This window comes from Micromonospora sp. NPDC005205 (assembly GCF_040608275.1).
Classification (GTDB): domain Bacteria; phylum Actinomycetota; class Actinomycetes; order Mycobacteriales; family Micromonosporaceae; genus Micromonospora.
The window spans coordinates 240402-265239 of the sequence record NZ_JBEXHV010000003.1 but is presented as its reverse complement, the minus strand read 5'-3'; the positions used below and the strand labels follow the sequence as shown (position 1 = coordinate 265239).

Below are 24838 nucleotides of genomic sequence, written 5' to 3'. Positions count from 1 at the left end.
GCATGACGACATTCGAGGTGGTCGCCGAGGGTCTGGGCAAGCGGTACGGCCCGACCAGGGCGCTCGACACGTTCGACCTGACCGTGCCGCCCGGCACGGTCCACGGACTGCTGGGACCGAACGGCGCGGGCAAGACGACTGCCGTACGGATCCTCACCACGCTGCTGCGCTTCGACACGGGAAGGGCCACGGTGGCCGGGTACGACGTGCTGCGCCAGCCGGACGAGGTGCGCGCCCGGATCGGGCTGACCGGGCAGTACGCCGCGGTCGACGAGATCCTCAGCGGCCGGCAGAACCTGGAGCTGTTCGGCCGGCTGTTCCGGCTCGGCCGACGGGAGACCCGCCGACGCGCCGATGAGCTGCTGGAACGGTTCGGGCTGGACGAGGCGGCGAGCCGGTCCGCCGGTGAGTACTCGGGTGGGATGCGTCGCCGGTTGGACCTCGCCGCCAGTCTGATCCGTACGCCGCGGGTGTTGTTCCTGGACGAGCCGACGACCGGCCTGGACCCGCGCAGCCGCAACCAGGTGTGGGACCTGGTCCGAGGTCTCGTGGCGGACGGGACGACGGTCCTGCTCACCACGCAGTACCTGGAGGAGGCCGATCAGCTCGCCGACCGGATCTCGGTGATCGACGCCGGTCGGGTTGTGGCCGAGGGATCACCGGACCAACTCAAGGCGATGACCGGCGGCGACCGGATCGAGGTGGTGGTCCGCGACGCGGCCGAGCTGAGCCAGGCGGCCCGCCTCGTCGCGCGGATCTGCGGTGCGGAGCCCGAACTCGACAGGGAGGTTCGACGGCTCAGCGTGCCGGTGGTCGATCGCGTCGCCGGCCTGGTCGACGTGGTTCGCGCGCTGGACGACGCCGGGATCGCTGTCGAGGACATCGGCCTGCGGCGCGCGACGTTGGACGAGGCATTCCTGCACCTGACCGGGCACCGGCCGGATGAGGCCCGCGAGCCGGTCGGGGCCGGACGAACTGTGGAGATGGCATGACGACGGCGATCGTCGACGGTTGGACGATGACCAGGCGGAACATGACCCACGTGGTTCGCGCGCCGGAGGAGCTGATCCTCTACTTCTCGCTGCCGATCATGTTCGTGCTGGTCTTCGGGTACGTGTTCGGCAGCGGCATGCAGGTGCCGGGTGGTGGCGACTACCGCGAGTTCCTGCTGCCCGGGGTCTTCGTGATGACGATGCTCTACGGGTTGGGGGCCACAGCGACCGGCGTGGCGCTGGACCTCAGCCGGGGTGTGGTCGACCGGTTCCGGTCGATGCCGATGGCACGGTCCGCCCTGATGACAGGTCGTAGCGCCGCCGACCTGCTGCGCGCACTGCTGGAGATGTCCACCCTCCTGGTGTGTGGCCTGCTCGTCGGATGGCAGTGGCGCGAGGGTGTGGGCAGGGCGTTGCTCGCCGTCGGGCTCCTCCTGCTGCTGCGGGTCGCCATCACCTGGATGGGGATCTACCTGGCGCTTCTGGTCCGCAATCCGGACACCGTCGGCGTCATCGTCTTTCCGGCGGCGTTTCCGCTGACCGCGATCTCCAACGTCTTCGTGTCGCCCGAGCTGATGCCGTCGGTCATCGGGACGATCTCGGAGTGGAATCCGCTGTCGGCCACCGTCGCGGCGATCCGCGAACTGTTCGGCAACCCGGGCCTGGGTGGTGACTCCTGGCCGGCGGAGCACGCGATGCTGTTGGCGGTGCTGTGGCCGGTGTTGCTGATCGCGACGTTCGCCCCGCTGGCCGTGCGCCGCTACCAACGGTTGAGCCGCTGACTCCGGCCGTCTGCCAGGGTCAGCGGCGGGCCCGCAGGGCGTGGAAGGCGGCACCGACGGCGAGCACACCGAAGCCGGCGATCACGCTGCTCAGCGGCAGGTTGACCGCGAGCAGCAGGCACCCGACCAGCCCGAGAACGGCGAGCACCCGGACCGGCAACCGCCGGTCCGGGTCCCGCCCCAGGGTGAGCGCAGACGCGTTGGTGATCGCGTAGTAGACCAGCACCGTGCAGCTGGAGAAGCCGATCGCGTCGCGTACGTCACCGAGCAGCACCACCACGATCACCACGGCGGCCACCGCCAGTTCGGCGCGGTGCGGCACCTGGTGCACCGGGTGCACCGCTGCCAGCGCACCGGGCAGATCACGGCGGCGGGCCATGGCGAGGGTGGTCCGACCGACCCCGGCGACCAGGGACAGCAGCACCCCGACGACCGCGATGGTGGCGCCGGCGCGGACCACCCACGCCAGGCCGGGCAGCCCGGCGGCGGTCACCACGTCGACCAGGGGCGCGGCGGATCCGGCCAGCCGGTCGGCGCCGAGCACGCCGAGGGTGACCGCCGCCAGCACCAGGTAGATCACGAGCACCACCCCGAGCGCCAGCGGCACCGCGCGCGGGATGGTCCGCTGCGGATCGCGGACCTCCTCGCCCAGCGTGGCGATCCGGGCGTACCCGGCGAAGGCGAAGAACAGCAACCCGGCGGCGGTGAGCACGCCCCGCGCCGAGCCGCCGGGCTCGCCGAGCCGGCCCAGATGCACCGGCCCACCGACCAGGCCGACGACGGTGACCACTGCCAGCACCGCCAGCACCAGCGCGACCAACGCCCTGGTCACGGTGGCGGTCTTGCCGATGCCGCGAAGGTTCACCGCGGTCACCGCGAGCACCGCGCCGACGGCTACCAGTCGGGCCTGGCCCGGCCAGAGGTACGCCCCGACGGTCAACGCCATCGCCGCGCAGCTCGCCGTCTTGCCGACCACGAAGCCCCAACCGGCCAGGAAACCGGCGAAGGGCCCGAGGCGCTCCCGGCCGTAGACGTAGGTGCCGCCGGACTCCGGGTACCGGGCCGCCAGCCGCGCCGAACTGGTCGCGTTGCAGAAGGCCACGAAGCCGGCCAGCGCCAGCGCGGGCAGCAGGCCGGCACCGCCGGCCGCCGCCACCGCCGGGCCGAAGACCACGAAGACGCCAGCGCCCAGCATTGAGCCCAACCCGATGACAACCGCATCGGGTACGCCCAGCCGCCGCGCCAGTTGATCCATGAATCAGAACCTAGGGGTACGAGGTGAACGGCCGGTCCCACGCGCGTAACCGGCCGGGGAGCGGCAGATCGTCCCAGGGCACCCGGTGCAGCAGCCGGTCCAGGAGCAGGCCCAGCAGCAGCCCGGCGACCGAGTCGGTCAGCCAGTGCCAGCCGAGGTAGGTGGTGGTGGTGAGGACGACCAGCGGCGGTACGACGCGGATCACGGTGACGAGCCGGCTCGGGAGTTGCCGGCCGAAAGTGCGGGCCAGTGGGGCGAGCAGCAGCGCGATGACCCCGTACCAGACGATCGCGTTGGCGACGTGGCCCGACGGGTAGGACTGGGCGAACCGCACCGGCAGGTCGTCGTGGAACAGCGGCAGGGTCTGCTCGGGTGCCAGGAACGGCTCCTTGACGCTGGCGCTCGGTGCCGCCCGCGCGGTCCAGACCTTCAGCGGACCGATCGTGAAGGTGGTGATCACGAACCCGACCACCGGCAGCAGGATCGGCCGTACCGACCGCAGCCGGACGGCCAGCAGCACGCCCAGCCCGACGCCGATCAGGGTCAGCGGGGTGCCCTGGCCGAGGAAGTTCAGCACCCGGGCGACCCAGTACGCGGCCGCCGGCCGGTGCCCGTCGGCCCAGTCGGCGACCGCCCGGTCCAATCCGAAGAGCTGGTCGGCGGCGAGCGCCACCGTCAACCCGACCAGACCGACCAGTAGAAGCGCGTCGAACCACCAGCCGGCCGGGCGAACGGGCCGTAGCCGCAGGTCACGTCGTACCGCTGTGGGTTTGAGCACGCGACCACGCTACCGGCCCGGCGCGAGGCCGGGGTGTGCGGCGCTGTGGGCCCAACCACGATCAGAGGCGGATGAGGGGGACGACCAGTCATGCTTGTGCCCGTGCGGATCACGTCTGCTCTCGTGGACCCGGCGCTGCTCGACCTGCCCTGGTCGACACCGCTGGAGGAGTGGCCTGCCCAGCACCTGGTGGCGCTGCCGCAGGGCATCTCCCGGCACATCGTCCGTTTCGTCCGTTTGGGCGACTACGTGTACGCGTTCAAGGAGACCCGCGAGCGGATCGCCGAGCGGGAGTACGACCTGCTCCGGGCCCTGGAGCGGATCGACTTCCCGTCGGTCGAGGCGGTCGCGGTCGTCGCCGACCGGCAGACCGAGGACGGGGAGCCGCTCGAATCGGTGCTGATCACCCGGCACCTGCAGTTCTCGCTGCCGTACCGGGCGCTCTTCTCGCACACCCTCCGCCCGGAAACGATGAGCCGGCTGCTCGACGCGCTCGCCGCCCTGATCGTGCGGATGCACCTGACCGGCTTCTTCTGGGGCGACTGCTCACTGTCGAACACGCTGTTCCGACGGGACGCCGGTGCCTTCGCCGCCTACCTGGTGGACGCCGAGACAGGCGCTCTGCACAACGCGCTCTCCAACGGTCAGCGCGGTGAGGACCTGGAGATCGCCCGGGTGAACATCTTCGGTGAGGCGCTGGACCTGCAGGCCGCTGGCCTGCTGCACGAGTCCATCGACCCGGAGGTGGTGTGCGAGGAGGTCGTGCAGCGCTACGAGCGGCTCTGGCACGAGATCACCTATGAGCAGGCGATCGAGCGGGAGGCCCGGCGCGACATCGAGGGCCGGATCCGCCGCCTCAACGAGCTGGGCTTCGACGTCGCCGAGGTGGCCATGTCGACCATCGACGGTGGGCGTTTCCTGGTTCGGCCGAAGGTCGTCGATGCCGGCTACCACACCCGGCGGCTGCTGCGGCTGACCGGGCTGGACGCCGAGGAGAACCAGGCCCGCAAGCTGCTCAACGACCTGGACGCCTACCGTGCCGAGAGCGACCTGATCGACGAGCAGCAGGCGGCCCACCGCTGGCTCACCGAGGTCTTCGAGCCGGTGGTCCGGGCCGTTCCCGCGCACCTGCGCCGCAAGCTGGAGCCGCAGGAACTGTTCGCCCAGATCATCGAGCACAAGTGGCTGCTCTCCGAGCAGGCCGGCCGGGACGTCGGGATGCGCCACGCGGTCCAGTCGTACCTGTCCGACGTGCTGGTGCACCGCCCCGACGAGCAGGCCATCCTCGGCGTCGACGTCCCCAGCCTGAGCTGAGACCCAGCCTGGTTCCTGGCGTCACTCCACCCAGGAGCCGGCACGCAGCACCCGCACCACGTTGAGGTCGTCGTCGAGCACCACCAGATCGGCGCGCAGGCCCACCTGGAGGGCTCCGACCCGGTCGCCCAGACCGATGGCTCGCGCCGGGGTGGTGGCCACCATCCGTGCGGCGTCGGCGATCGGGATTCCGGCGTTCACGGCGTGCCGCAGCGCGGCGTCCATGGTCAGCGTGCTGCCGGCGATCGCGCCGTCGCGGGCGAGTCGGGCCACCCCGTCAGCGACGGTGACGGCCTGGCCGCCCAACTCGTACTCGCCGTCGGGCATTCCGGCGGCGGCCATCGCGTCGGTGATCAACGCTGCGCGGTCCGGGCCGGCGGTCGCGGTGACGAAGGTCAGCATGCCGTCGTGCAGGTGCACCCCGTCGGCGACCAGCTCGCAGATCACTGTGGGCGCGTCGAGCAGGGCCACCACCGGCCCGGGCTCACGGTGGTGCACCGGTCGCATCCCGTTGAACAGGTGGGTGCCGACGCTGGCGCCGGCGGCGACCGCGGCACGGGTCTGCTCGTACGTGGCGTCGGTGTGGCCCACCGCCGCCACCACCCGCTGCGCGGTGAGCAGCTTGATCGCCTCCAGCGCGCCGTCGCGTTCCGGGGCGAGGGTGACCATCCGGATCGCGCCCCGGCCCAGCTCGATCAGCTCGGTCAGCTCGTCGGTCGACGGGTCGCGCAGGTACTCCGGGTTCTGTGCGCCGCAGCGGGTGGCCGACAGGTACGGCCCCTCGAAGTGGACTCCCGCCAACACGCCCTCCTCGACCAACGGGGCGAACGCCTCGGTGGCCGTCCGCATCAGCGGAAAGGGCGAGCTGACCAGGCTGGCCAGCAGCGTGGTGGTGCCGTGGGCGAGGTGGAAGTCGGCCGCCGCGCGGGCCTCGTCGGCGTCCCCGGTGGTGAAGGTGTGCCCGCCACCGCCGTGCGTGTGCATGTCCACGAAGCCGGGCACGATCCAGTGCCCGTCGCGCACCGACGGATACTCGGCCACCGCTGTGATCCGATCACCGTCCCACTCGACGCAGCCCTGTCGGACGACTCCGGTCGGGGTCACCACTCGGCCGTTCACCCGTACGGTCATCGCTTCTCCTGATGGTCACGGACACCCACGGCGTCCAGGGCGAGCAGGGCGGCACCGAGGCAACCGGCCTCGTCGCCGAGGGCTGCCGCGACCAGCTGCGGCTCCCGGTGAAAGGTCATCCGTTCGTGCAGCGCCGCCCGCAGCGGCGTCAGCAGCCGGTCCCCGGCCTGGGCCAGGCCGCCGCCGAGCACTATCGTCGCCACGTCGAACAGCGCCTGCCCGCTCGCGAGGCCATCGGCGAGCGCCTCGATCGCCTCCTGCCAGACCTGGCCGGCGAGTGGTTCACCGGCCGCTGCCCGGTCGGCCACCTCGGCCGCGGTCACCAGGGCGTCGGCGGTGTCGCCGGCGAGTTCGGCGTAGCGGCGGCCGATCGCGGCGGCCGACGCGACCGCCTCCAGGCAGCCGGGGCGGCCGCAGCCGCAGCGCGGACCGTCGGGCCGGACCAGGATGTGGCCGATCTCCCCGGCGGCGCCGTGGGCCCCCACCGCGGCCGTGCCGTCGACGACGTGCGCGGCGGCGATGCCGGTGCCGATGGCCACGAACAGCACGTGCCCGGTGCCGCGTCCGGCGCCGAGCCGGGCTTCGGCGAGACCACCGACACGCACGTCGTGGCCGAGCGCCGTCGGCAGGCCGAGCCGCTGCACGGTCAGGTCCCGCAGGGGTACGTCCCGGAAGCCCACGTTCGCCGACCAGACCGCGACGCCGCGTGCCTCGTCCACCACCCCGGGCACGGCGATGCCCACCGCGATCGGGGTGAGCCCGTCGGCGCGGGCCTTGTCGGCCAGCCCACCGGCCACGTCCAGGATGGTGCCGACCACGGCGGCCGGGCCGCGTGCGGCGTCGGTGGGGTGCCGTTCGGTGCCCACCACGACGCCGTCCGGTCTGACCAGGGCGCACTTCATGCCGGTGCCGCCGACGTCCAGCGCAACGACCACGCGGTCGTCGCTCACGGCGCCACCTCGGTTCGCGACTGCGGGGCTCGCAACCCCGGCTCACTCCTCGCGCTCACGGCGCCACCTCGGTTCGCGACTGCGGGGCTCGCAACCCCGGCTCACTCCTCGCGCTCACGCCAACACCACGGACCGGGTCAGGTGGCGGGGCGCGTCCGGGTCGAGGCCCCGGCTGGTGGCCAGCGCGACCGCGAAGCGCTGGGCCAGGATCAGGTCGGCCATCGGGTCGACCGGGGTACGGCCGGCAGACCAACTGCCCAGCACCGTGCGCCAGCCGTGCGTGCGGCTGTGCACGAAGGCAGCGCCGGTGGCCGCCACATCCTCAGGCAGCCCGTCGGGCAGCTCACCGAACGCCCAGACCAGCCGGCCCGGCGCGGCGACCGAGATGGGACCGTGCCGGTAGTCCATCGCCGGGTACGCCTCGGCCCAGAAGGTGGCCGCCTCGCGGCACTTCAGCGCCGCCTCCTGGGCCAGCCCGACCGTCCACCCCCGACCGAGGAAGGTGACCTGCTCGATGGTGGCCGGGTCGATCGGCAGCGGGGACCGCACCGCCACCTCGGCGTCGGCGGCGAGCGCTGTCACCGGGTCGCCGAGCTGGGCCCTGAGCAGGGCCAGCGCGGTGGTCGCGAAGCGGGTCTGCACCACCGACCGTTCGTCGGCGAAGGGCAGGGCGACGGTGGCGGTGGCCAGCCCGACCGCTGGGGACGCGGGGTCGCCGACGATCACTGTGGTGGGTGTTTGTCCGCGCAGCGCGGCGAGCAGCTCCAGCACCTCGGTGGTGGTGCCGGAACGGGTGATCGCGATCAGCCGGTCGTAGCGGCGGCCGGCGGGGAACTCGGACGCCTGGAACGCGTCGGTCTCACCCTGGCCGGCCTGCTCGCGGCGGGCCGCGTACGCCATCGCCATGAACCACGACGTGCCGCAACCGACGACGGCGACCCGCTCCCCGGGGCGCGGCAGGTCACCGCGCACGACCTCGGCCAGCCGGGCCGCCTCCCGCCAGCAGTCGGGTTGGCTCGCGATCTCCGCGTCCACGTACGCCATGGGAAACTCCTCGCAGGGCCGATCGGTGCGCAATACGGCTCGTTAGACCCGCATTTCGCGCGTTATTCTGCGCGAATGCGGGTGACCATGGCAACCGGCCGGCCGATCGCGCAGGTCAGTCTTTTGCGCCAGCCTAGTTTCGCGCACTAGTGTGCACGCAATCAATCACCGTCCGTGCAGTTGCTGGGAGGGCCCCCGCGGTGGACCGGTACGCCAGATGGAACGCCCTGCTCGAAATGCTGACCGACAACGGCCGGGTCAGCGTCGAGGCGGCAGCCGAGCGGCTGGACGTCTCCCAGGCCACCATCCGGCGTGACTTCGACCAGCTCGCGCAGCAGCAGATGATCACGAGGACCCGGGGCGGCGCGGTCGCCAACGGCGTGTCGTACGACCTGCCGCTGCGCTACAAGACGGCCAAGCACTCGGCCGAGAAGCAGCGGATCGGGGCCGCCGCCGCCGCGCTCGTCACGCCGGGCACCGTGGTCGGCCTGAACGGCGGCACCACCAGTACCGAGGTGGCGAGGGCGCTCGCCGTCCGACCGGATCTGAACACCAGCGCCGAGGGTGCCCAGCTCACCGTGGTGACGAACGCGCTGAACATCGCCAACGAGCTGCTGGTCCGGTCCCGGATGAAGGTCGTGGTGGCCGGCGGCGTGGTGCGGCCGAAGTCGTTCGAACTGGTCGGCCCACTGGGCGGGGCGCTGCTGCGCGAGGTCACCCTGGACGTCGCCCTGCTCGGCGTGGACGCGATCGACCCGCAGCTCGGCGCCGCCGCCCACCACGAGGGGGAGGCGGCGATGAACAACCTGATGGTGGCCCGCGCCAAGCGCGTGGTGATCATCGCGGACTCGTCCAAGCTGGGCGGTCACGCCTTCGCCCGGATCTGCCCGGTCGAGCGGGTGGAGACGCTGGTGACCGACTCCGGTGCCGCGCCGGAGGTGGTGGACGCGTTCCGCGCTGCCGGCGTACAGGTCATCTGCGCCTGAGGGGTCACGCTCCGTCGATGAATTAGCCTGATCGGCGAGTCGATGCATACCGGGTATTGCGCGCTCCTGCATACCGCGTATGGTGTCGGCTGTCACGCCCACACATCGGGGGAGGTGCAGCTTGCCAGCTGTCCTGGAGATCGAAGGTCTACGTAAGACGTACAAGAGTCGTCGACGCGGCACCCGCAACGCGCTCGACGGCTTCGACATGCGGGTCGACGCGGGGCAGGTGCACGGCTTCCTGGGTCCCAACGGGTCCGGCAAGACCACCACGCTGCGTACCCTGCTCGGCCTGATCCGACCCGACGGCGGCCGGATGGCGCTGCTCGGGCACGAGGTTCCCGACGCGCTGCCCGCGGTCGCCGGCCAGGTCGGCGCGATAGTGGAGAGCCCGCAGTTCTTCCCGCACTTCACGGCCCGGGACACACTGTCCCTGCTCGCCGGTGCGGGCGAGGTGCCGGCCGTCCGCGTCGACGAGGTCCTGGAACTCGTCGGGCTGCGCGACAGGGCCGGCGAGCGGGTCAAGACGTACTCGTTGGGCATGAAGCAGCGGCTCGCCGTGGCCTCGGCCCTGCTGAAGAACCCGAAGCTGCTCATCCTCGACGAGCCGGCCAACGGCCTCGACCCGGGCGGCATCCGGGAGATGCGCACGCTGATGCGCACCCTCGCCGAGTCCGGAATGACTGTGGTGCTGTCCAGCCACATCCTCGGTGAGATCCAGCTGATCTGCGACTCGGTCACCATCATCTCGCTGGGCCGGCGGGTCGCGTTCGGTCCCGTCGACGAGGTGCTCGCGCAGCACTCGTCCGGCGCGGTCCGGATCCGGCTGGAGGCGGTCAGCGACCTGCCGGTGGCCACCGAGGCGCTGACCCAGGCGGGAATCCGGGTCACCGGTCACCCGGACCACCTGATGCTGACCGGCGTCGACAAGCCGGCTGCTGTGACGCGGCTGCTCGCCGAGAAGAACCTCTACGTCAGCGAGTTGGCGCCGATCGCCGTCGATCTGGAGAGCGTCTTCCTCGAACTGACCGCCACCGCGCCGGTACCCGGTCAGCACCGGCAGGTCGACGAGTCCACGAAGGTTGGCGGGACGGGTCAGCCCGGTCCCGCCGGGGGAGGGTGGGGCGCGTGAGCCTCTTTCGTACGGAGCTGCGCCGGCTCACCAAGCGGCGCTTCACCCGCTACTCGACGCTGCTCGGCCTGCTGGTGCTGGTCGCGGTGGTGGTCGGGGTGTTCTTCACCAACCAGAAGATCGACGCCGCTCAGCTCGCTCGGGCCGAACGTCAGGCCGACCAGCAGTATCAGGAGCAGGTGCGCTGGAGCGAACAGGAACGCGCGGAGTGCGAGAAGGCCAAGACGGCCGGTACGGCGACTGACGGCCGCTACCCGGACGACTGCTCGGTGATCACCGCCCCGTCCCGGGACCAGATCCAGGCCGACTGGTTCCTGCCCTCGACGTTCGACTTCAAGAAGACGTTCGACGAGACGTTGATCCCGTTCGCGGCGATCCTCGCGCTGGTCGGGTTCGTCATCGGCGCGTCCTTCGTCGGGGCCGAGTGGAGCACCGGCGGCATGATGAACCTGCTGCTCTGGCGGCCGAAGCGGCTCACCGTACTGCTCACCAAGCTGGCTGCGCTGCTCACTGGCATCCTGGCGGTGACGCTCCCGGCCGCGGTGCTGTGGTTCGCCGGGTTCTGGGCGGTCGCCACGTTCCGGGGCAGCACCGAGAAGATGACCTCCGGGGTCTGGCAGTCGTTCCTGCTGACCGGTCTGCGCGGAGTGGCGCTGGTGCTGGTGATCACCACCATCGGCTTCGCCCTCGCCTCGTTGGGTCGGCACACCGCGATGGCCCTCGGTGGCGTGGTGGCGGTGATGGTCGTCGGCCAGTTCGGTCTGGGCATCCTGCTGGGAATGGCGGGCGTGCGGTTCGCCGAGGCCTGGCTGCTGCCCACGTACATCCTGGCCTGGATGACGAAGACGGTCACGCTGCAGGACTGGAACTCCTGCAACGCGACCTACTACGGGGAGTGCAAACCGGCCACGATGGACATCACGTGGCAGCAGTCCTCGGTCCTGCTCTCGGTATCGGTGCTGGTGATCCTCGGGGCGGCGCTCTGGACTATGCGCCGCCGCGACATCACCTGACCGGACCGAAGTGACGCGGCGCGGCCGGCCCGGCCGTCGGGGTTCCCGGCGGTACGGACCGGCCGCGCCGCCTGCTGCGTCCCTGGTCGCCGCTGACTAGGCTGAACGACATGTCCGCCGACACCTCCCCGGCCGCCCCCGAGCCGTCCACCGACGCTCGTCCGGGTGAGCCTGCGGGTGCTGCCGGGCCGACAGTCCCGAACCCCCGACCGGCGCCGTCCATCGAGACCGCCGACGCGCCCCCCGCCGCCGCCGACGCGCCCCCCGCCGCCGAGGCGGCGCCGCCCGCCGCCGAGGCGGCGCCGCCCGCCGCCGAGGCGGCGCCGCCCGCCGATCCGGCGGCGGGGCTGACCGAGCGGGAGCGGGCCATCCTCGCCTTCGAGCAGCAGTGGTGGCGGCACGCCGGTGCCAAGGAGCAGGCCGTCCGGGACACCTTCGGAATCTCGTCGACCCGGTACTACCAGCTGCTCAACGGCCTGCTGGACAATCCGGCAGCCCTCGCTGCCGACCCGGTGCTGATCAGCCGCCTCCGTCGCCTGCGCTCCTCCCGAGCCCGCAACCGCCGCCGCTAACCCCCCGCCCGCCCTCACCCCGCCCTCACCCCTCACCCCGTTGCCCCGGCGATCTTGCACTTGCTGTTGTTGATTAGCAGCCTTTGGGGTTTTTGTCGGGACAGAATGTGCAAGATCGCGGAGGTGGTCGGCGGGCCGGGGCGGGCCTGTTGCGGTCGCATGGCGGGTGGCCCGGCGGGTACGCGGGAGGAGTTCCGGGGTCGCACGCGACCTCGGGCCCAGGAAAGGAGCGGGGCATGACGGCAACGAACCAGAGCGGCACAGGACAGCAGGCCCGCCAGGAAGCGTCGCGCGTCGGCCAGCAGGCCGCCCAGGCCGGGGGGCAGGTCGCCCATACCGCAGCTGAGCAGGGCGGTCAGGTGGCCGCGGAGGCGCGGCGACAGGCCCAGCAGTTGACAGGTGAGGCCACCGGGCAGCTTCGTGATCAGGCACAGACGCAGCAGCGGCGGGCCGCCGCGGGCCTGCGTGACCTGGGTCAGAACCTCAGTTCGATGGCCGAACGGGACGGCGACTCCGGGTTGGCCGGTCAGGTGGTACGCAAGGCGGCCGACGCCGCCCAGCAGGCCGCCGGTTGGCTCGACGAGCGCGAACCCGGCGAGGTGCTCGACGAGGTGCGCACGTACGCGCGGCAGCATCCGACGACGTTCCTCGCGGGCGCGGCGGTGGCCGGGCTGCTGGTCGGGCGGCTCACCCGTGGCCTGACCGCACCGGCCTCGGGCAACGGTCAGTCCGCAGGTCCGTCCCGTGCCCCGTCATCCGGGCAGGGTGTACCGGCGGACGCCGGTCAGCAGCCGTACGTGGGTACGGCGCGGGCGCAGAACGTCTCGCCTGCCGGTGCGCAGGCGCGGGACCTGCCCGGCGGGGTGGCACCGTGAGCGCCCCGGAGAAGGAGCGGACCCAGGCGTCGGTCGGCGACCTGATCGGCGACGTGACCCGGGACATGTCCACTCTGGTGCGCAAGGAGGTCGAACTGGCCAAGGCCGAGCTCCGCGAGGAAGCCACCCAGGTGGGCAAGTCGGGCGGAATGTTCGGCGCCGCCGGGCTGGCCGGATTCCTGGCTGTGCTCTTCGTGTCGTACGCCGTCTGGTGGGGGCTGTCCAACACGATGGACCAGGGGTGGGCGGCGCTGATCGTCGCGGTCCTCTGGGCCGCCGTGGCCGGTGGCCTCTTCATCAACGCCCGGACCCAGCTGAAGCGGGCTCGTGCGGTTCTGCCCCGGACGAAGCAGACTGCCCGGGAGTTGCCGGACGCCCTGCGGGGTCGGTGAACGAGTCGGGAGGGAACAGGTCATGTCCAGTGATCCGGATCGGATCCGGCGGGAGATCGAGACCACCCGCAACGAGTTGAGCAGTGACGTCGACGCGCTGACCGACAGGGTCAACCCGCGTCGGATCGCCGGTGACCGCGTCGGGCAGGCCCGCGGGGCTTTCACCCGAGCGAAGGAGAAGATGATGGGCAGCTCGAACCACCTGGGCCAGGAAACCGGCCAACGGATGTCGCACGCGGCCGGTTCGGTACGCGACGAAACCCGTTCACTCGGGCAGCAGTCCCGCGAGCAGGCTCAGGGCAACCCGATGGCCACCGGCCTGGTCGCCTTCGGAGTCGGTTTGCTGGCGGCTTCCCTGATCCCGCCGAGCGGACGTGAGCGGCAACTCGCCGGGCGCGCGCGGAACATGGTGAGTGAGCACTCCGGTGAGCTGCGCGAGCAGGCGAGCCAGGTTGGCCACCAGATGCAGGACAACCTGCGGGAGCCCGCCCAGCAGGCGGCGCAGTCGGTCCGGTCCAACGCCCAGCAGGGCGTGTCCACGGTACGCGACCAGGGCCGCTCGGCCGCCGGTCAGTTGCAGGGAGAGACGCATGCGGCCGTCGACGACTTTCGACAGCGTTGACCCGACCGGTCTGCCGGGGCCGGCGCTGGTGATGCGGGTACGTTCCGCGTCCGCGCCGGCCCCGGGCCGCCCGGTCAACGAGGACCTGGTCTTCCGGTTCGGCCCGCTGGTCGGTGTCCTGGACGGCGCGACGGTGCCGGACGGCTTCGAGACCGGCTGCGTGCACGGGCCAGAGTGGTACGTCCGGCACCTGGCGGCCCGGATCGGCGTCGCCGAGGCGGTGCGCCCGGCGGCCCGGCTGACGAGCAACCTGGCGGCGGCCATCCTCGCCGTACGCGCCGACCACGGCGGGCAGTGCGACCTCGACCACCCGGGCACCCCGTCCAGCACGGTCTGCCTCCTGCGGGACTGTGGCGACCAGGTGGACTACCTGGTGCTCTGCGACAGCCCGCTGGTCCTTGACGTCGACGGGCAGGTCAGCGCGGTCACCGACAACCGGTTGGACGCGGCGATGGCGGAGCTGCGGGAGACAGTGGCCGTCCTGCCAGGCGGTGCGACGGACCCGGTCACCCGGTTCCGGCACGCCGTGAGCGTCCAGCGGGAGCGGATGAACCGCACCCACGGCTACTGGGTGGCGGCCTCCGACCCGGACGCTGCCTTCCACGCTGTCACCGGGACCGCGCCCCGGCGTGGTCCCGGTGCGCTGCGGCGGGCGGCGCTGCTCAGTGACGGCGCGTCCAGTGCGGTGGAGCAGTTCGCGCTGACCGACTGGGCTGGTCTGCTCGACCTGCTGAGCGCCGACGGTCCGGGGGCGTTGATCGACCGGGTGCGCAACGCCGAGCGCGACCACCCCGACCGACTGCGCCGACACAAGTCCAGCGACGACGCCTCGGTGGTGTTCTGCGAGTTCGGGTAGGCGTTTTGGGCCTGCGACACCCGGTCGGGTGACAACAGAGCGTGATGTGGAACACCGTGGCCGCCCGACCGGCCGGTACCGCTGTCCGGACCGCCAGTGGATGGCCAATGGGGTGGACTTCGGCCGATGAGGGCGGCAGACTGCGGCACGTGGCGGGTGCGGTCCGGCTGGAGCCGGTGGACGAGAGCAACCTGGAGCCGTTGCTCTCCGTAGCGGCGGCGGAGGCGGAGCCGGGTGACGTGATGCCCCCGGTCGAGGCACCCGCCGGCTGGTCGCTCGCCCGTCGCGAGGCGTTCCGCGAATTCCACCGGGCGAGCTACGGCGGGCTGGACGGCCCGACCGGTTCGCAGATGTACGCCATCCTCGTCGGCGGCGAGGTGATGGGCATGGTGCGGATGACGCGCTGTGACGAGCCCGGCACTGTGGAGACCGGGATGTGGCTCGGGCGCTCGGCACGGGGGCAGGGGATCGGCGCGGCCGCCCTGCGGGAGCTGCTGAACGCCGCCGCGCGGGCTGGTATGCAAGCGGTCGTCGCCGAGACGACCCCGGACAACATCGGCGCGGTCGCGGTCCTGCGGAAGTGTGGCGCGAAACTGCGCGAGGACGACGGCAAGGTACGCGCCGAGATCTGCCTCGATTCGACGCCGCCCGCCTTCTGAGCTGGCCGTCGGGCCGGCGACGACCACAACGGGTCGCCGCCGACCGCCTGGGTCAGGCCGGCAGCCGAACGATGTCGTAGTCGGTGCTGGGCGTGGACTCCACGTCGAACCGACCGTTCACCACGTACAACGCCGAGCCGAGCAGGTCGCCGGTGGCCGGCGAACGCAGCTGCGGGCCGGTGATCTCCCGCTGCACCACTCCGGCGGTGTAGCCGGCGTTCAGCCGGACCACAGCGATGACGTTGGTCAGGTTCCGGATCACGTAGAGGGTGCGTCCGCGCAGGACCAGCCCGTCGGCCCGGTCCACCGAGTAGCCGCCCAGGTCGACGAGGCGGCTGCCGCCGGTACGCGGGTCGACGCGCACGAGCTGACCGGTGAGCATCTGCGCGACCAGCAGGTCGCCGTCCGGCAGCGCCACGATCCCGTTGTGGTAGACGTCTGGAGTGCCCGCCGGACCGCTGAGCTGCAGCACCCGGAAGGCGGTGGGGGCTGGAAGGCGACCACCCGGGCCCAGGGGCACCACGTACAGCACCTGCCGCGCGGAGTCGGTGAAGAAGACCGCTCGCTGGGTGATCACGAGGTCGTTGACGTAGCTGCCCGGAACATCGGTGAACTGGTAGTGGGCCAGCCTGGTGCCGGTGTCCGCGTCGTACACGCTCGCGCCCCCGCCGGAGAAGTCGGCGGTCCAGAGCCGGCCCTGGGGGTCGAGCTTGAGGCCCGCCTTGTCGGTGCCGGGTGTGCCGGGGATCAGCACCGAGCCGCGCCCGGTGCGTAAGTCACCCCGCCACACGGCACCGTCAAGAATGGACCCCACGAAGACGGTGGTGCCCCGACCGATCGTCAGTCCTTCCGGGGTGAACCCGTTCGGCAGCGCGATCCGGGCGGGGAACGGCTTCGTCGGATGAGCCGCCGTTGGTGCACCGACCGAGACCAGGGTCGCCGCCGCCACGAGGGGGACGATGAGAAGAGAGAGCAGCTTGCGCAAGGAACACCACCTGACGTCGTAGTGGATGACTCCACTGAGGAATGTGACGTCTTAGGAACGTTCTGGGCGCGACGAAAGGTTGTGCAGGTCTGATCACTCCCGGTTGGCGGCGTAGTGGGCGAGCCACTTGACCTGGACCGGGTCCAGCGATGGTCGTACCCGGGCCCGCGCGGTCGACACGTGCTGGGCGGTGACCGTGGCGGCGGCGAGCGACTCCCGCATCGCGGCGAGCGCCGCCTCGCGGATCAGCGCCGCGCAGTCCGCGGCGGAGAAGCCGGTCAACTCGTCGCCGAGAGCCGGCAGGTCGACGTCCGGTGCCAGCGGCACCTGCCGGGACGCGGCCCGCAGGATCTCCGCGCGGGCGGGCCCGTCCGGGGGTGGCACGTAGACCAGCCGCTCCAACCGGCCCGGCCGCAGCAGCGCCGGGTCGACCAGGTCCGGCCGGTTCGTCGCACCGACGACCACCACGTTGCGCAGCGTCTCCACCCCGTCCAACTCGGTGAGCAGGGCGGCGACCACCCGGTCCGTGGTGCCCCCGTCGGTGGCCTGGCCGCGTACCGGGGCCAGCGCGTCCACCTCGTCCAGGAAGATCAGCGTGGGGGCCGCCTCCCGGGCCCGACGGAACAGTTCGCGGACCGCGCGTTCGCTCTCACCGACCCACTTGGAGAGCAGTTCGGCCCCCTTGACCGACAGCACGTTGGCCCGCCCCGACCCGGCCAGCGCGGTGACCAGGTAGGTCTTGCCGCAGCCCGGTGGCCCGTAGAGCAGCACACCGCGCGGCGGCTGCACGCCGAGCCGGGCGAAGGTGTCCGGGTAGGTCAGCGGCCACAGCACCGATTCGGTCAGCGTCTGCTTGACCTCGTCCAGGCCACCCACGTCGTCCAGGGTCACCGAGGCCAGATCCAGCGTGGAAGCCGCCATCGTGGTGGGCCGGACCACCTCCCGGGCGGCGGAGAAATCGGCCATCGACACCGTCGGCGTCTCGGCGGACTTCTGCCGCAGCGCCGCGCGTACCCCGGCCTCCCGGACCAGGGCGGCCAGGTCCGCCGCGACGAACCCGGGGGTACGCGCGGCCACCTCGTCCAGCCGGACGTCGTCGGCCAGCGGCACCTGCCGGGTCAGCACGGTGAGTTGTTCGCGGCGCAGTGCCTGATCCGGGAGCGGGACGCTGATCCGCAGCGACAGCAGGTCGGGCGCGCGCAGTGCGGGGTCGACCGCCTCCGGTCGGCCGGTGGTGCAGACCACCGCGACGCCGGCGCGGATGCTCTCCGCGAGCACCTGCCGGAACACCGTCGCCACCGGAGGTGGATCGTCGGCCGGCGCGAGCGCCTCGACGTCGGTGACCAGCAGTACCGCGGGCCCTTCGGCCCGGGCCGCCGATGCCGCGACGCGCAACCGCTCCGCGGCGGCCTGACTGGACAGGGCGGCCACCTCCGGCGCCCAGAGCGGGTGGACGCGGGCACCGACCCGGGCGGCCACGGCTCGGACCAGGGCCGACTTTCCGGAGCCCGCCGGACCCACGAGCAACACCCCCAACGAGATGGTGGTGCCGAGCCGACCCAGCACCTCCCGGTGGTGGAAGCCGAGGTCCAGCAGCTCGGTCAGCTCCTCGGCCTGGGCCCGCAGCCCGGGCAGCTCGTCCACGTCGGGCGCGTCGTCCGCCGCAACGGCGTCGGCGCTCGCAACCGGCCGGGTCGACGCGGTGCCGGCCGGGGCGGGCCCGCCGTGGGTCGTCGCACCGTGCTCCCAGGCGACCGCTGTGCCCATGGTGACCAGCGCGCCGGCCGCCGGCTCGACCTCGACCACGCTGAGCAGCGTGCTGGTCCAGGCGAAACCGACGGTGTTGGCGAGGCTGCGTCGCGCCGCCTCGACCAGGCTGCGGACCGAGGCGTCCGGCAGTACGTCCTGCGGCAGCAGCGACACGTCGTCCCCGGCGGTGAGCACCTTGCCCAGCAGGGCGAGCCGGAGCATCTCCGGGCTGACCGCCGCGACGACCCCCACCGGCCCGGCCAGGACGACCCGGCTCGCCGGGACCAACGGCACCGGGCTCACCTGCACCTGACCCCCGTCGCGCAGACCCAGGTTGCCCAACGTCAGGTCGTCGGCGTACAGCAGGGCGCTGCTCGCGCCCGGCCCGGCCGCCGCCGCGATCCCGGCGGTCTCCCGGCGGCCGACAAGGCGGACCGGGTCGCCGGGGCGCAGCCCCAGCGCTGTCAGTGCCTCCGGGTGCAGGCGCACGATGCCCCGTCGGGCGTCCAGCGCCGCCGGCCGCAGGCTCGCCGTCAAGGTCAGGTCGGGTTGCGCCACTGCCCGACCGTAGCCGCCGTCAGCCAGCCCCGCCGGTCAGCGCCGCGGATCCAACTCGTCCAGCAGCGTCGGGTCGCTTCGGATCAGCTCGGCCAACCGGGCCGCCGGGTCCGGCGTCAACCCGTCCGGACCGGGCGCCCAGGCGGGCACCGTCCGGCCGGAGAGCGGCCAGACCGGCGGGGGTTCCACCGGAGTCGGCGGGGGAACCGGTCCGACAGTGACGGCAGGCCCGTCCCAGGAGACCCGCATCGGGTACGTCCGACCGGCGTGCTCCACCTGCACTGTCACCGCCAGCCCGGGGTAGGCCCCGACGACCTGGCGGACCGCCTCGGCCACCTCCTCGACAGGCCCCCATCCGGCCACCTCGCTCGGCGTCTCCACCCCCGCGTGCCGGCCCGACCGGGCGTTGCGGGTGTCGCCGCCGAGGCCGGGCGGGCCCGACGGTGCTGTGGTGTCGTCACGGTCGGCGGCCCGACGGCGCGACGCCTCCTCACGTCGGGCCAGCCGGGCCAGCGTCTCGTCCAGGTCGCCCCTCATCAGATCACCTCTTCCCGCCACGGCCGGAGCTGGTCGGCTCAGGCCCTCCTGTCCCGGGTGGCGCGGTCCAGCGCGCGGTCCAGGACGATCAGTAGTGCGTCCCGCACCGAGAGCCGGTCGCGGGCATCGAACTGCACCAGGGGCACATGATCACCGATGGCCAGCGCCCAACGGATCTCGCCGAGCTCCAGGGCCAGTCGCCCGTCGAAGGCGTTGACCCCGACGACGAACGGCAGACCGGCCCGCTCGAAGAAGTCGATGGCCGGGAAGCAGTCGTCCAGCCGGGCGCTGTCCACCACCACCAGCGCGCCGAGCGCACCCCGGGCCAGGTCGTCCCACATGAAGCCGAACCGGGTCTGCCCCGGCGTGCCGAACAGGTAGAGCTTCAGACTGCGGTCGATCGTCACGCAGCCGAAATCCATCGCCACAGTGGTGGTGGTCTTGGTGGACCGGGCACCCGGGTCGTCCACCCCGATCCCGGCGGTGGTCATCTCGGCCTCGGTGGTCAGGGGCGCGATCTCGGAGATGGCACCCACTGTGGTGGTCTTGCCCACCCCGAACCCGCCGGCGACCAGGATCTTGACCGGGATCGGCGGTGCGGCCGGCTTACCTGTCGAAGGGCTGGACCCCGCCCCGGACGGGGGCCGGTACGGAGGCGGTGCGGTCGGCGGCGGGCCGGCCCGCCCGACTATCGGCCCGGTGCCCGGGGACATGCCGTAACGGGCGGTGGCGCTGTTCGCGGCGACCCCGCCGAGCGGGGCGACCGGCCATTCAGGAGATCGCACGGAGTCCATCAATCACTCGCAGGATGAGATCGGGGTCGACAGCGTCGTCGGTGTCGGTCACGTGCACGTCCAGGTGCCCGGCGGCGCGTAGGTCGCCGACCAGGACCCGCGTCACGCCGAAGTGCAGTCGGGCCCGGGCCGAGATCTCGGCCACCGAGATCGGCTCGGCGCAGAGCGCGATGATGGTCTGAAGTTCCGGTGCCAGCAGCGCGCCCGGTGGGCCGGCCCACCAGCCGCTGTCCATGCGGGCGGTCACCTGGGTCTCCAACCCGATCGCCGGGTCGGCACCCGCGACCCGCCCGGAGGTGAGCACGAACGGACGGGGACCGCTCGGCTGGTCCGCGTCCGGCTCCGGCTCGGGCAGCGCCGGTGTCGCCGCCGCGCCCACCCCGGTCGGGGGTGACGTGCGCAGGTACGGCCGGATCCGAACTCTCGGGTCCGGGTCCGGATCCTCACCGGCGACGTCGGGGGTCACTGCTGAACGGCGTTCTTCAACTCGACGATCAGTCGCGGGGTCAGGGCGCCACCGGCCCGCCCGGCGAAGAGCGTCATCTCGTACGCGACGGTGCCCAGGTTCGCCGAACGGTCGGCGACCACCCCGAGCACGGAACCGCTGCTGATCGCGCTGATCAGCAGGTAGCCGTCGGCCATGTCGACGATCACCCGGTTCAGGCCGCCGAGGGCGTACCAACTGGCGGCACCACCGGCGAGGCTGGTCATCCCGGACACGACGGCGGCCAACCGCTCCGCGTTGGACCGATCCTTGATCGCCGACATGGCCATCAGCAGGCCGTCCGAGGAGACCGCGATCGCCTCCAGGACCCCGGCGGTGCTGGAGGTGAAGGAGTCCAGCAACCAGTTGAACGTACGGGCCTCCGGGCTGAGGTCCCCATTGGCGCTGGGCTGACTCTGTTCGACGTTGTCGTGCAGGAAGGGGCTGGTCACCGTGATGATCCTTCTTCGTTCCGGTGGTCGGGGCTGACTTCGCGCAGAGCGCGGGCGACGCCCGCCTCGAACTCGCTGATGAGGTCGCGAACCTCGGCCGGGTCACCGAGGTCGGTGCTGGGCGGCTGGCAGACCGGGATGGCCGTGAGGTTCGCTCCCGGCACCCGTCGGCTCAACAGGGGCCGCTCCGGTGCGGCATCGGTCGAGCCACCACCACGCGGCACCATGGGGCCGGCGCCTCCCGGGGTGCTGGGCAGGTCGACGGTCGAGCCCAAGTCCACCACGGCCGCCCCGGCGCCGGCCGACGGGTCGCCGGCCGTCCGCGTCGACGCGCGGTCGAGGCCCGGTGCCACGAGCAGTTCGGCGCGGCGTACACCGGCTTGGAAGGCCTCGACCAGCGCACGGGCGGCGGCGGGGTCAGCGCTGGTGGCGTCCACCGGCCGGGTCGCCGGAGCGGTGGCGTGCAGCGTGGCGCCGGGCACCCGCTGCCGCACCCGTGGCCCGCCCGGCTTGCTCACCGGCTCCGGCTCCGGGTCCGGGGGTTCCGGGGCGGCCTGCTCCGGCTGACCCCGACCGAACGCGTTCCAGGACGGGCCGGTGTCCAGGCTGAGGGTGGCCCGGCTCAGCAGGTCCGAGTCGAAGCGGGCGGGCGCGGCGATGGCCACCGCGCTGGGCCGCGCTTCGTGCTCGGGGTTGGGCGTCGCCGTCGTACGCCGGTCCCGGTCCGGCACCACGGCGCGGGCCACAGTGGCTCCGGCGCGGTCGGCGCGGCGCAGCACCAGCGACGTCGACGGGATCTCCAGTTGTGCGGTCACGCCTCCGCCGCCGGTGGCGGCCAGGGCGACCTGCCAGCCGTGCCGACGGGCCAACCGGCCCACCACGAAGAGGCCGAGCACCTCGGTCGGGGCCAGGTCGAGACGTTCCCGGCGGGTCAACCGGGCGTTCTCCTCGGCCAGGCGTTGCTCGCTCATGCCGATGCCGTGGTCCACCACTGTGAGACGTACGCCGAGGCCGGACGTCTCGGCGGCCACCAGCACCCGTGTGTGCGGCGGGGAGAAGACGGTGGCGTTCTCCATCAGCTCGGCCAGCGTCAGGACGAGGTCACCGACCACCGCCGGCGCGGCCGAGACGCCCGCCGGGACCTGCACCTCCACCCGGGTGTAGTCCTCGATCTCACCGAGCGCCAACCGGACCACGTCGGCCAGCGGCACCGGCGCGGTGTGCGCGTCGGCCCCGGCCGAGCCGGAGAGCACCACGAGGCTGCCGGCGTTTCGCCGCAACCGGCTGGAGATGTGGTCGAGTCGGTACAGGTGCTCCAGGCGGCCCGGGTCGGCCTCCTGCTGCTCCAGCCGGTCGATCAGCGCGATCTGCCGACCCACCAGGTTCTGGGTACGCCGTCCGACGTGGCCGAACATCTGCGCCACGTTGCGTCGGCCGGCGACCTGCCGCTCGACCAGCTGCGCCGCGGTGTTCTGCACCCGGTCGAAGGCCCGCGCCAGGTCGCCGATCTCGTCGTTGGCGCGGATGTCCACCGGCTCCAGCCGGACCGCCTGGTGTCTCTCCACCTCGTCGTCGGTGACCCGGACCAGCTCCGCCTCGGCGACCCGGGCGACCCGGTCGGCCGAGCGGGTGAGTCGGGTCAGTGGTCGGGCCACCGTCCGGGCCACCGCCACGCTGAGCAGCACCACCAGCGTCAGGATCAACACCGCCGCGGCACCGACCAGGTACGCGGCGGTCAGCGCGCGCCGCTGCTCGGCCGTCACCTCGGCGAGCACGTCGGCGATCAGCTTCTTCTCGACGAACTGACCGAGCCGGATCATCGTGCGGACGGCCGGGAAGAGCGCCTCTATCGGTACGGGACGGACAGCGGCGGCCGGATCCCGAGCGCTCCTGACCAGGAAGTCGGGGCTGGTACGCGCGGCCACGGCTGCGTCGTTGAGCTGGGCCACCTTGAGCTGCTCGGGCGTGATCAGGCTGCGGAAGCGCGAGTTGTCGACCATGAGCGCGGCGATGCACGCCACGTACCCGGCAGTGGTGTCCGGGGTGCCGATCGCCTTGACCAACAGGCTCAGGGTGGCGCAGGTGCCCAGGCCCTCGTCGGAGCGGAGCAGCCCGTCGAGGGCGAGCACCTGACGGCCCGGCAACGTGTCGGTGTCCACCCCGACCACCAGCCGCAGCGACTCGATGATCCCCTTGTTGACCGGGCCGAACGCGTCCATCACCTGCATCGGCTTGGCGGCACCGGCCAGGACGGCGGTGCGCAGCTCGACGAGGCGGGACACGCCGTCGAGGGCGCGGTCGACCTGCTCGGTCAGCGCGTCGCTCCGCTCCGCCCGCAGGTCGGCCACCCGGTCGTCCACGTCGGCGGACTTACGGACCAGCTCACCGCGCTCGACCCGGCCGAGGAGGAAGCCGACGGAGAGGATGCGTTCCTGCTGGAGGTCCTGGACCAGGCTGCCGACCCGGCTGGCGAGCCGGACCCGTTCGGCGGTGTCGCCGGCCCGCTGTGCCGCGGCGACCCGGTCGAGCATCACCGGCACGGCCAGGCCGACCATGCTGAGCAGCGGAATCACCACGAGCAGCGCGAGCTTGCCGCGGATCCGGAGCCTACCGAGCAGCATCGAACGCCCCCCACTGTGCGGTCTCCGGGTCACGGGTCGCGCCGACCGGTTGCAGCGCACGTGCCTCGTCGGCGGGCGGTTGCCACGGGTCGCGCTGCGGCGGGGAGTCGGGGCTCTCCGCGTGGGTTGCGGCCAGGGCGGCCCGCCGTTGTGCCCGGCGACCGGCGGCGACCAGCAACGCGGCGAGCCAGCCCAGCAGCAGGAGGGCGACGACACCCGCCCCGGCGGTCAGCCAGCGGTCCCGGTCGAGCCGATCGATGCGCTCGGCCAGCAGGGAGTCCAGTTCGGTGAGGATGACCGGCTGAAGCTGGCGGGCGGAGCGGTGCGAGCTGAGCGCGGCGGCACTCAACTGGCCCGGGTCGACCACGCCGGTGTCCTTGGCCGGCAGGCTGTACCCGGCGAGCGCCTCCACCGAACGCTGGTAGGTGTCCAGTGGGGTCAGCACGTTGGCACCGAGGTCGGTGCTCTCCGAACCGTCCACTGCCGAGCGCAGGTTGTCGACGAGGTCCGCGGCGGGGGCCAGGGCGGACACCCGCAGGCCGGTCAACTCCAGCAGGCCGCGCGGTTGCTCGGCGGCGGGCCGGCGGGCGACAAGCGTGGACAGGTCGGCCAGCCGACCGGCGCCGATCACCGCCTCGGGAAGCTCCTGGCCGGCGCTGTCCTGGAGGAAGAACGAGTCGGCCTCGGGGTCACGGACCAGCCCGGAACTCTCCCGGACCTTCCGGTGCAGGGCCAGCAGCAGGTCGGAGACCTCGCCGTACGCGGTGTAGGCGGCCTCGGGGTCGGTGGCGCTGCGGCCGCGCAGCGCCTCCAGCTTGGCCCGTACGCCGGCCCAGCGTTCCTGGCTGAGCAGCTCCTTGCCGATACGGGCGTCCACCGCGGCGACCTTCTCGACAGCCTCGTTCAACGCCTCCCCGGCGACGGGGCGACCGTTCACCGCGTTGGACTGGGCCTCCACGAGGGCGTCGGTGACCGCCGCCAGCGCGGTGAGGTACTGCACGCCGAGCCGTTCCCGGGCGGCGAGGTCCCGGTCGTCGGTGACCTGCCGCCAGTTCGACGTGACGAGCAGGCCCAACGGTGCCAGCAGCGCTCCGATGAGCAGCAGGGGCAGCAGCCGGCCCAGCGTGGACGGCCGTCGACGGGCCCGCGGCGCGGGGACTGTCATGTGTGTCTCCTCCGGCGTGGGGCGCTGATCGGCGCGGCGTCGGGCTGGCCGACAAGTCCCGTGCACCGGACCGGAAAACTAATCGAACCGCCGCCTGGTCAGACCTCACTCGGGGAGTCAGGTTCGCGTCACTTCGAGTC

Annotated in this window: 25 protein-coding genes; 12 read left to right on the top strand and 13 right to left on the bottom strand. The window is 72.5% G+C overall.

Going from position 1 to position 24838, the window contains the following annotated elements:
- The first annotated feature begins 2 nt into the window (after positions 1–2).
- On the top strand, positions 3–992 hold the full coding sequence (locus ABZU43_RS08630) for an ATP-binding cassette domain-containing protein (RefSeq protein ID WP_355005884.1): 990 nt from the start codon (positions 3–5) through the stop codon (positions 990–992).
- On the top strand, positions 989–1774 hold the full coding sequence (locus ABZU43_RS08625; protein ID WP_355005883.1) for an ABC transporter permease: 786 nt from the start codon (positions 989–991) through the stop codon (positions 1772–1774). The genes ABZU43_RS08630 and ABZU43_RS08625 overlap by 4 nt, the downstream gene beginning before the upstream one ends.
- Positions 1775–1793: 19 nt before the next feature.
- On the opposite strand, the gene ABZU43_RS08620 is transcribed toward ABZU43_RS08625, so the two are convergent.
- Entirely contained in the window at positions 1794–3029 is a 1236-nt protein-coding gene (locus tag ABZU43_RS08620) for an APC family permease (RefSeq protein WP_355005882.1), read from the bottom strand.
- 10 nt (positions 3030–3039) lie between these two features.
- On the bottom strand, positions 3040–3777 hold the full coding sequence (locus ABZU43_RS08615) for a phosphatase PAP2 family protein (protein ID WP_355006084.1): 738 nt from the start codon (positions 3775–3777) through the stop codon (positions 3040–3042).
- A 120-nt stretch (positions 3778–3897) separates the two neighbouring features.
- On the opposite strand from ABZU43_RS08615, the gene ABZU43_RS08610 reads away from it, so the two are divergent.
- A complete protein-coding gene (locus ABZU43_RS08610; protein WP_355005881.1) occupies positions 3898–5121 on the top strand; it encodes a DUF4032 domain-containing protein in 1224 nt (407 codons plus the stop codon).
- Positions 5122–5142: 21 nt separating this feature from the next.
- Here ABZU43_RS08610 and nagA read toward each other — a convergent pair whose 3' ends face one another.
- From nagA to ABZU43_RS08595, 3 genes are all read right to left on the bottom strand, one after another.
- The gene (nagA, locus tag ABZU43_RS08605; protein WP_355005880.1) at positions 5143–6252 is read right to left on the bottom strand and encodes an N-acetylglucosamine-6-phosphate deacetylase; all 1110 of its coding nucleotides are present in this window, start codon (positions 6250–6252) and stop codon (positions 5143–5145) included.
- On the bottom strand, positions 6249–7202 hold the full coding sequence (locus ABZU43_RS08600) for an ROK family protein (protein WP_355005879.1): 954 nt from the start codon (positions 7200–7202) through the stop codon (positions 6249–6251). Before ABZU43_RS08600 ends, nagA begins: the two co-directional genes overlap by 4 nt.
- A 114-nt stretch (positions 7203–7316) precedes the next feature.
- The gene (locus ABZU43_RS08595; protein ID WP_355005878.1) at positions 7317–8246 is read right to left on the bottom strand and encodes a sugar isomerase; all 930 of its coding nucleotides are present in this window, start codon (positions 8244–8246) and stop codon (positions 7317–7319) included.
- A gap of 200 nt (positions 8247–8446) precedes the next feature.
- Between ABZU43_RS08595 and ABZU43_RS08590 the strand changes: the two genes are divergently transcribed.
- From ABZU43_RS08590 to ABZU43_RS08550, 9 genes are all read left to right on the top strand, one after another.
- Positions 8447–9232, top strand: coding sequence for a DeoR/GlpR family DNA-binding transcription regulator (locus tag ABZU43_RS08590; RefSeq protein WP_091403015.1), 786 nt, complete (start codon positions 8447–8449; stop codon positions 9230–9232).
- Between the two features lie 121 nt (positions 9233–9353).
- Entirely contained in the window at positions 9354–10364 is a 1011-nt protein-coding gene (locus ABZU43_RS08585; RefSeq protein ID WP_355005877.1) for an ATP-binding cassette domain-containing protein, read from the top strand.
- Positions 10361–11377, top strand: coding sequence for an ABC transporter permease subunit (locus ABZU43_RS08580; RefSeq protein WP_355005876.1), 1017 nt, complete (start codon positions 10361–10363; stop codon positions 11375–11377). The genes ABZU43_RS08585 and ABZU43_RS08580 overlap by 4 nt, the downstream gene beginning before the upstream one ends.
- Positions 11378–11487: 110 nt before the next feature.
- Positions 11488–11949 (top strand): DUF3263 domain-containing protein, encoded by a 462-nt coding sequence (locus ABZU43_RS08575; protein ID WP_355005875.1) that lies wholly within the window; start codon positions 11488–11490, stop codon positions 11947–11949.
- Positions 11950–12185: 236 nt separating this feature from the next.
- The gene (locus tag ABZU43_RS08570; protein WP_355005874.1) at positions 12186–12824 is read left to right on the top strand and encodes a hypothetical protein; all 639 of its coding nucleotides are present in this window, start codon (positions 12186–12188) and stop codon (positions 12822–12824) included.
- Positions 12821–13216, top strand: coding sequence for a phage holin family protein (locus tag ABZU43_RS08565; protein WP_355005873.1), 396 nt, complete (start codon positions 12821–12823; stop codon positions 13214–13216). The genes ABZU43_RS08570 and ABZU43_RS08565 overlap by 4 nt, the downstream gene beginning before the upstream one ends.
- 22 nt (positions 13217–13238) lie before the next feature.
- Entirely contained in the window at positions 13239–13838 is a 600-nt protein-coding gene (locus ABZU43_RS08560; RefSeq protein WP_355005872.1) for a DUF3618 domain-containing protein, read from the top strand.
- Entirely contained in the window at positions 13807–14694 is an 888-nt protein-coding gene (locus ABZU43_RS08555) for a hypothetical protein (RefSeq protein WP_355005871.1), read from the top strand. The genes ABZU43_RS08560 and ABZU43_RS08555 overlap by 32 nt, the downstream gene beginning before the upstream one ends.
- A gap of 149 nt (positions 14695–14843) precedes the next feature.
- On the top strand, positions 14844–15353 hold the full coding sequence (locus ABZU43_RS08550) for a GNAT family N-acetyltransferase (protein ID WP_355005870.1): 510 nt from the start codon (positions 14844–14846) through the stop codon (positions 15351–15353).
- A 52-nt stretch (positions 15354–15405) separates the two neighbouring features.
- On the opposite strand, the gene ABZU43_RS08545 is transcribed toward ABZU43_RS08550, so the two are convergent.
- The 8 genes from ABZU43_RS08545 to ABZU43_RS08510 form a co-directional block, all read right to left on the bottom strand.
- Positions 15406–16338 carry a superoxide dismutase gene (locus tag ABZU43_RS08545; RefSeq protein WP_355005869.1) on the bottom strand — a complete coding sequence of 311 codons (933 nt, stop codon included), beginning with the start codon at positions 16336–16338 and terminating at the stop codon, positions 15406–15408.
- A gap of 93 nt (positions 16339–16431) precedes the next feature.
- A complete protein-coding gene (locus ABZU43_RS08540) occupies positions 16432–18645 on the bottom strand; it encodes an AAA family ATPase (RefSeq protein WP_355005868.1) in 2214 nt (737 codons plus the stop codon).
- Between the two features lie 36 nt (positions 18646–18681).
- Complete coding sequence (locus ABZU43_RS08535) at positions 18682–19182, bottom strand: hypothetical protein (RefSeq protein WP_355005867.1); 501 nt, start codon at positions 19180–19182, stop codon at positions 18682–18684.
- A gap of 38 nt (positions 19183–19220) precedes the next feature.
- A complete protein-coding gene (locus ABZU43_RS08530) occupies positions 19221–19976 on the bottom strand; it encodes an ATP/GTP-binding protein (RefSeq protein WP_355005866.1) in 756 nt (251 codons plus the stop codon).
- A complete protein-coding gene (locus tag ABZU43_RS08525; protein ID WP_355005865.1) occupies positions 19954–20442 on the bottom strand; it encodes a DUF742 domain-containing protein in 489 nt (162 codons plus the stop codon). Before ABZU43_RS08525 ends, ABZU43_RS08530 begins: the two co-directional genes overlap by 23 nt.
- The gene (locus tag ABZU43_RS08520) at positions 20439–20912 is read right to left on the bottom strand and encodes a roadblock/LC7 domain-containing protein (protein WP_355005864.1); all 474 of its coding nucleotides are present in this window, start codon (positions 20910–20912) and stop codon (positions 20439–20441) included. Before ABZU43_RS08520 ends, ABZU43_RS08525 begins: the two co-directional genes overlap by 4 nt.
- The gene (locus tag ABZU43_RS08515) at positions 20909–23533 is read right to left on the bottom strand and encodes a nitrate- and nitrite sensing domain-containing protein (protein ID WP_355005863.1); all 2625 of its coding nucleotides are present in this window, start codon (positions 23531–23533) and stop codon (positions 20909–20911) included. The genes ABZU43_RS08520 and ABZU43_RS08515 overlap by 4 nt, the downstream gene beginning before the upstream one ends.
- Positions 23520–24698: a hypothetical protein gene (locus ABZU43_RS08510; RefSeq protein WP_355005862.1), complete on the bottom strand. Its 1179-nt coding sequence runs from the start codon at positions 24696–24698 to the stop codon at positions 23520–23522. Before ABZU43_RS08510 ends, ABZU43_RS08515 begins: the two co-directional genes overlap by 14 nt.
- Positions 24699–24838 lie beyond the last annotated feature (140 nt).

Bases quoted from the DNA above. Each gene is read 5' to 3' on its own strand.
- ABZU43_RS08625 (WP_355005883.1), top strand. From the start codon at position 989: ATGACGACGGCGATCGTCGACGGTTGGACGATGACCAGGCGGAACATG.
- ABZU43_RS08620 (WP_355005882.1), bottom strand. From the start codon at position 3,029: ATGGATCAACTGGCGCGGCGGCTGGGCGTACCCGATGCGGTTGTCATC.
- ABZU43_RS08570 (WP_355005874.1), top strand. From the start codon at position 12,186: ATGACGGCAACGAACCAGAGCGGCACAGGACAGCAGGCCCGCCAGGAA.
- ABZU43_RS08595 (WP_355005878.1), bottom strand. From the start codon at position 8,246: ATGGCGTACGTGGACGCGGAGATCGCGAGCCAACCCGACTGCTGGCGG.
- ABZU43_RS08510 (WP_355005862.1), bottom strand. From the start codon at position 24,698: ATGACAGTCCCCGCGCCGCGGGCCCGTCGACGGCCGTCCACGCTGGGC.
- ABZU43_RS08535 (WP_355005867.1), bottom strand. From the start codon at position 19,182: ATGAGGGGCGACCTGGACGAGACGCTGGCCCGGCTGGCCCGACGTGAG.
- nagA (WP_355005880.1), bottom strand. From the start codon at position 6,252: ATGACCGTACGGGTGAACGGCCGAGTGGTGACCCCGACCGGAGTCGTC.
- ABZU43_RS08515 (WP_355005863.1), bottom strand. From the start codon at position 23,533: ATGCTGCTCGGTAGGCTCCGGATCCGCGGCAAGCTCGCGCTGCTCGTG.
- ABZU43_RS08610 (WP_355005881.1), top strand. From the start codon at position 3,898: ATGCTTGTGCCCGTGCGGATCACGTCTGCTCTCGTGGACCCGGCGCTG.
- ABZU43_RS08555 (WP_355005871.1), top strand. From the start codon at position 13,807: ATGCGGCCGTCGACGACTTTCGACAGCGTTGACCCGACCGGTCTGCCG.
- ABZU43_RS08530 (WP_355005866.1), bottom strand. From the start codon at position 19,976: ATGGACTCCGTGCGATCTCCTGAATGGCCGGTCGCCCCGCTCGGCGGG.
- ABZU43_RS08560 (WP_355005872.1), top strand. From the start codon at position 13,239: ATGTCCAGTGATCCGGATCGGATCCGGCGGGAGATCGAGACCACCCGC.
- ABZU43_RS08575 (WP_355005875.1), top strand. From the start codon at position 11,488: ATGTCCGCCGACACCTCCCCGGCCGCCCCCGAGCCGTCCACCGACGCT.
- ABZU43_RS08630 (WP_355005884.1), top strand. From the start codon at position 3: ATGACGACATTCGAGGTGGTCGCCGAGGGTCTGGGCAAGCGGTACGGC.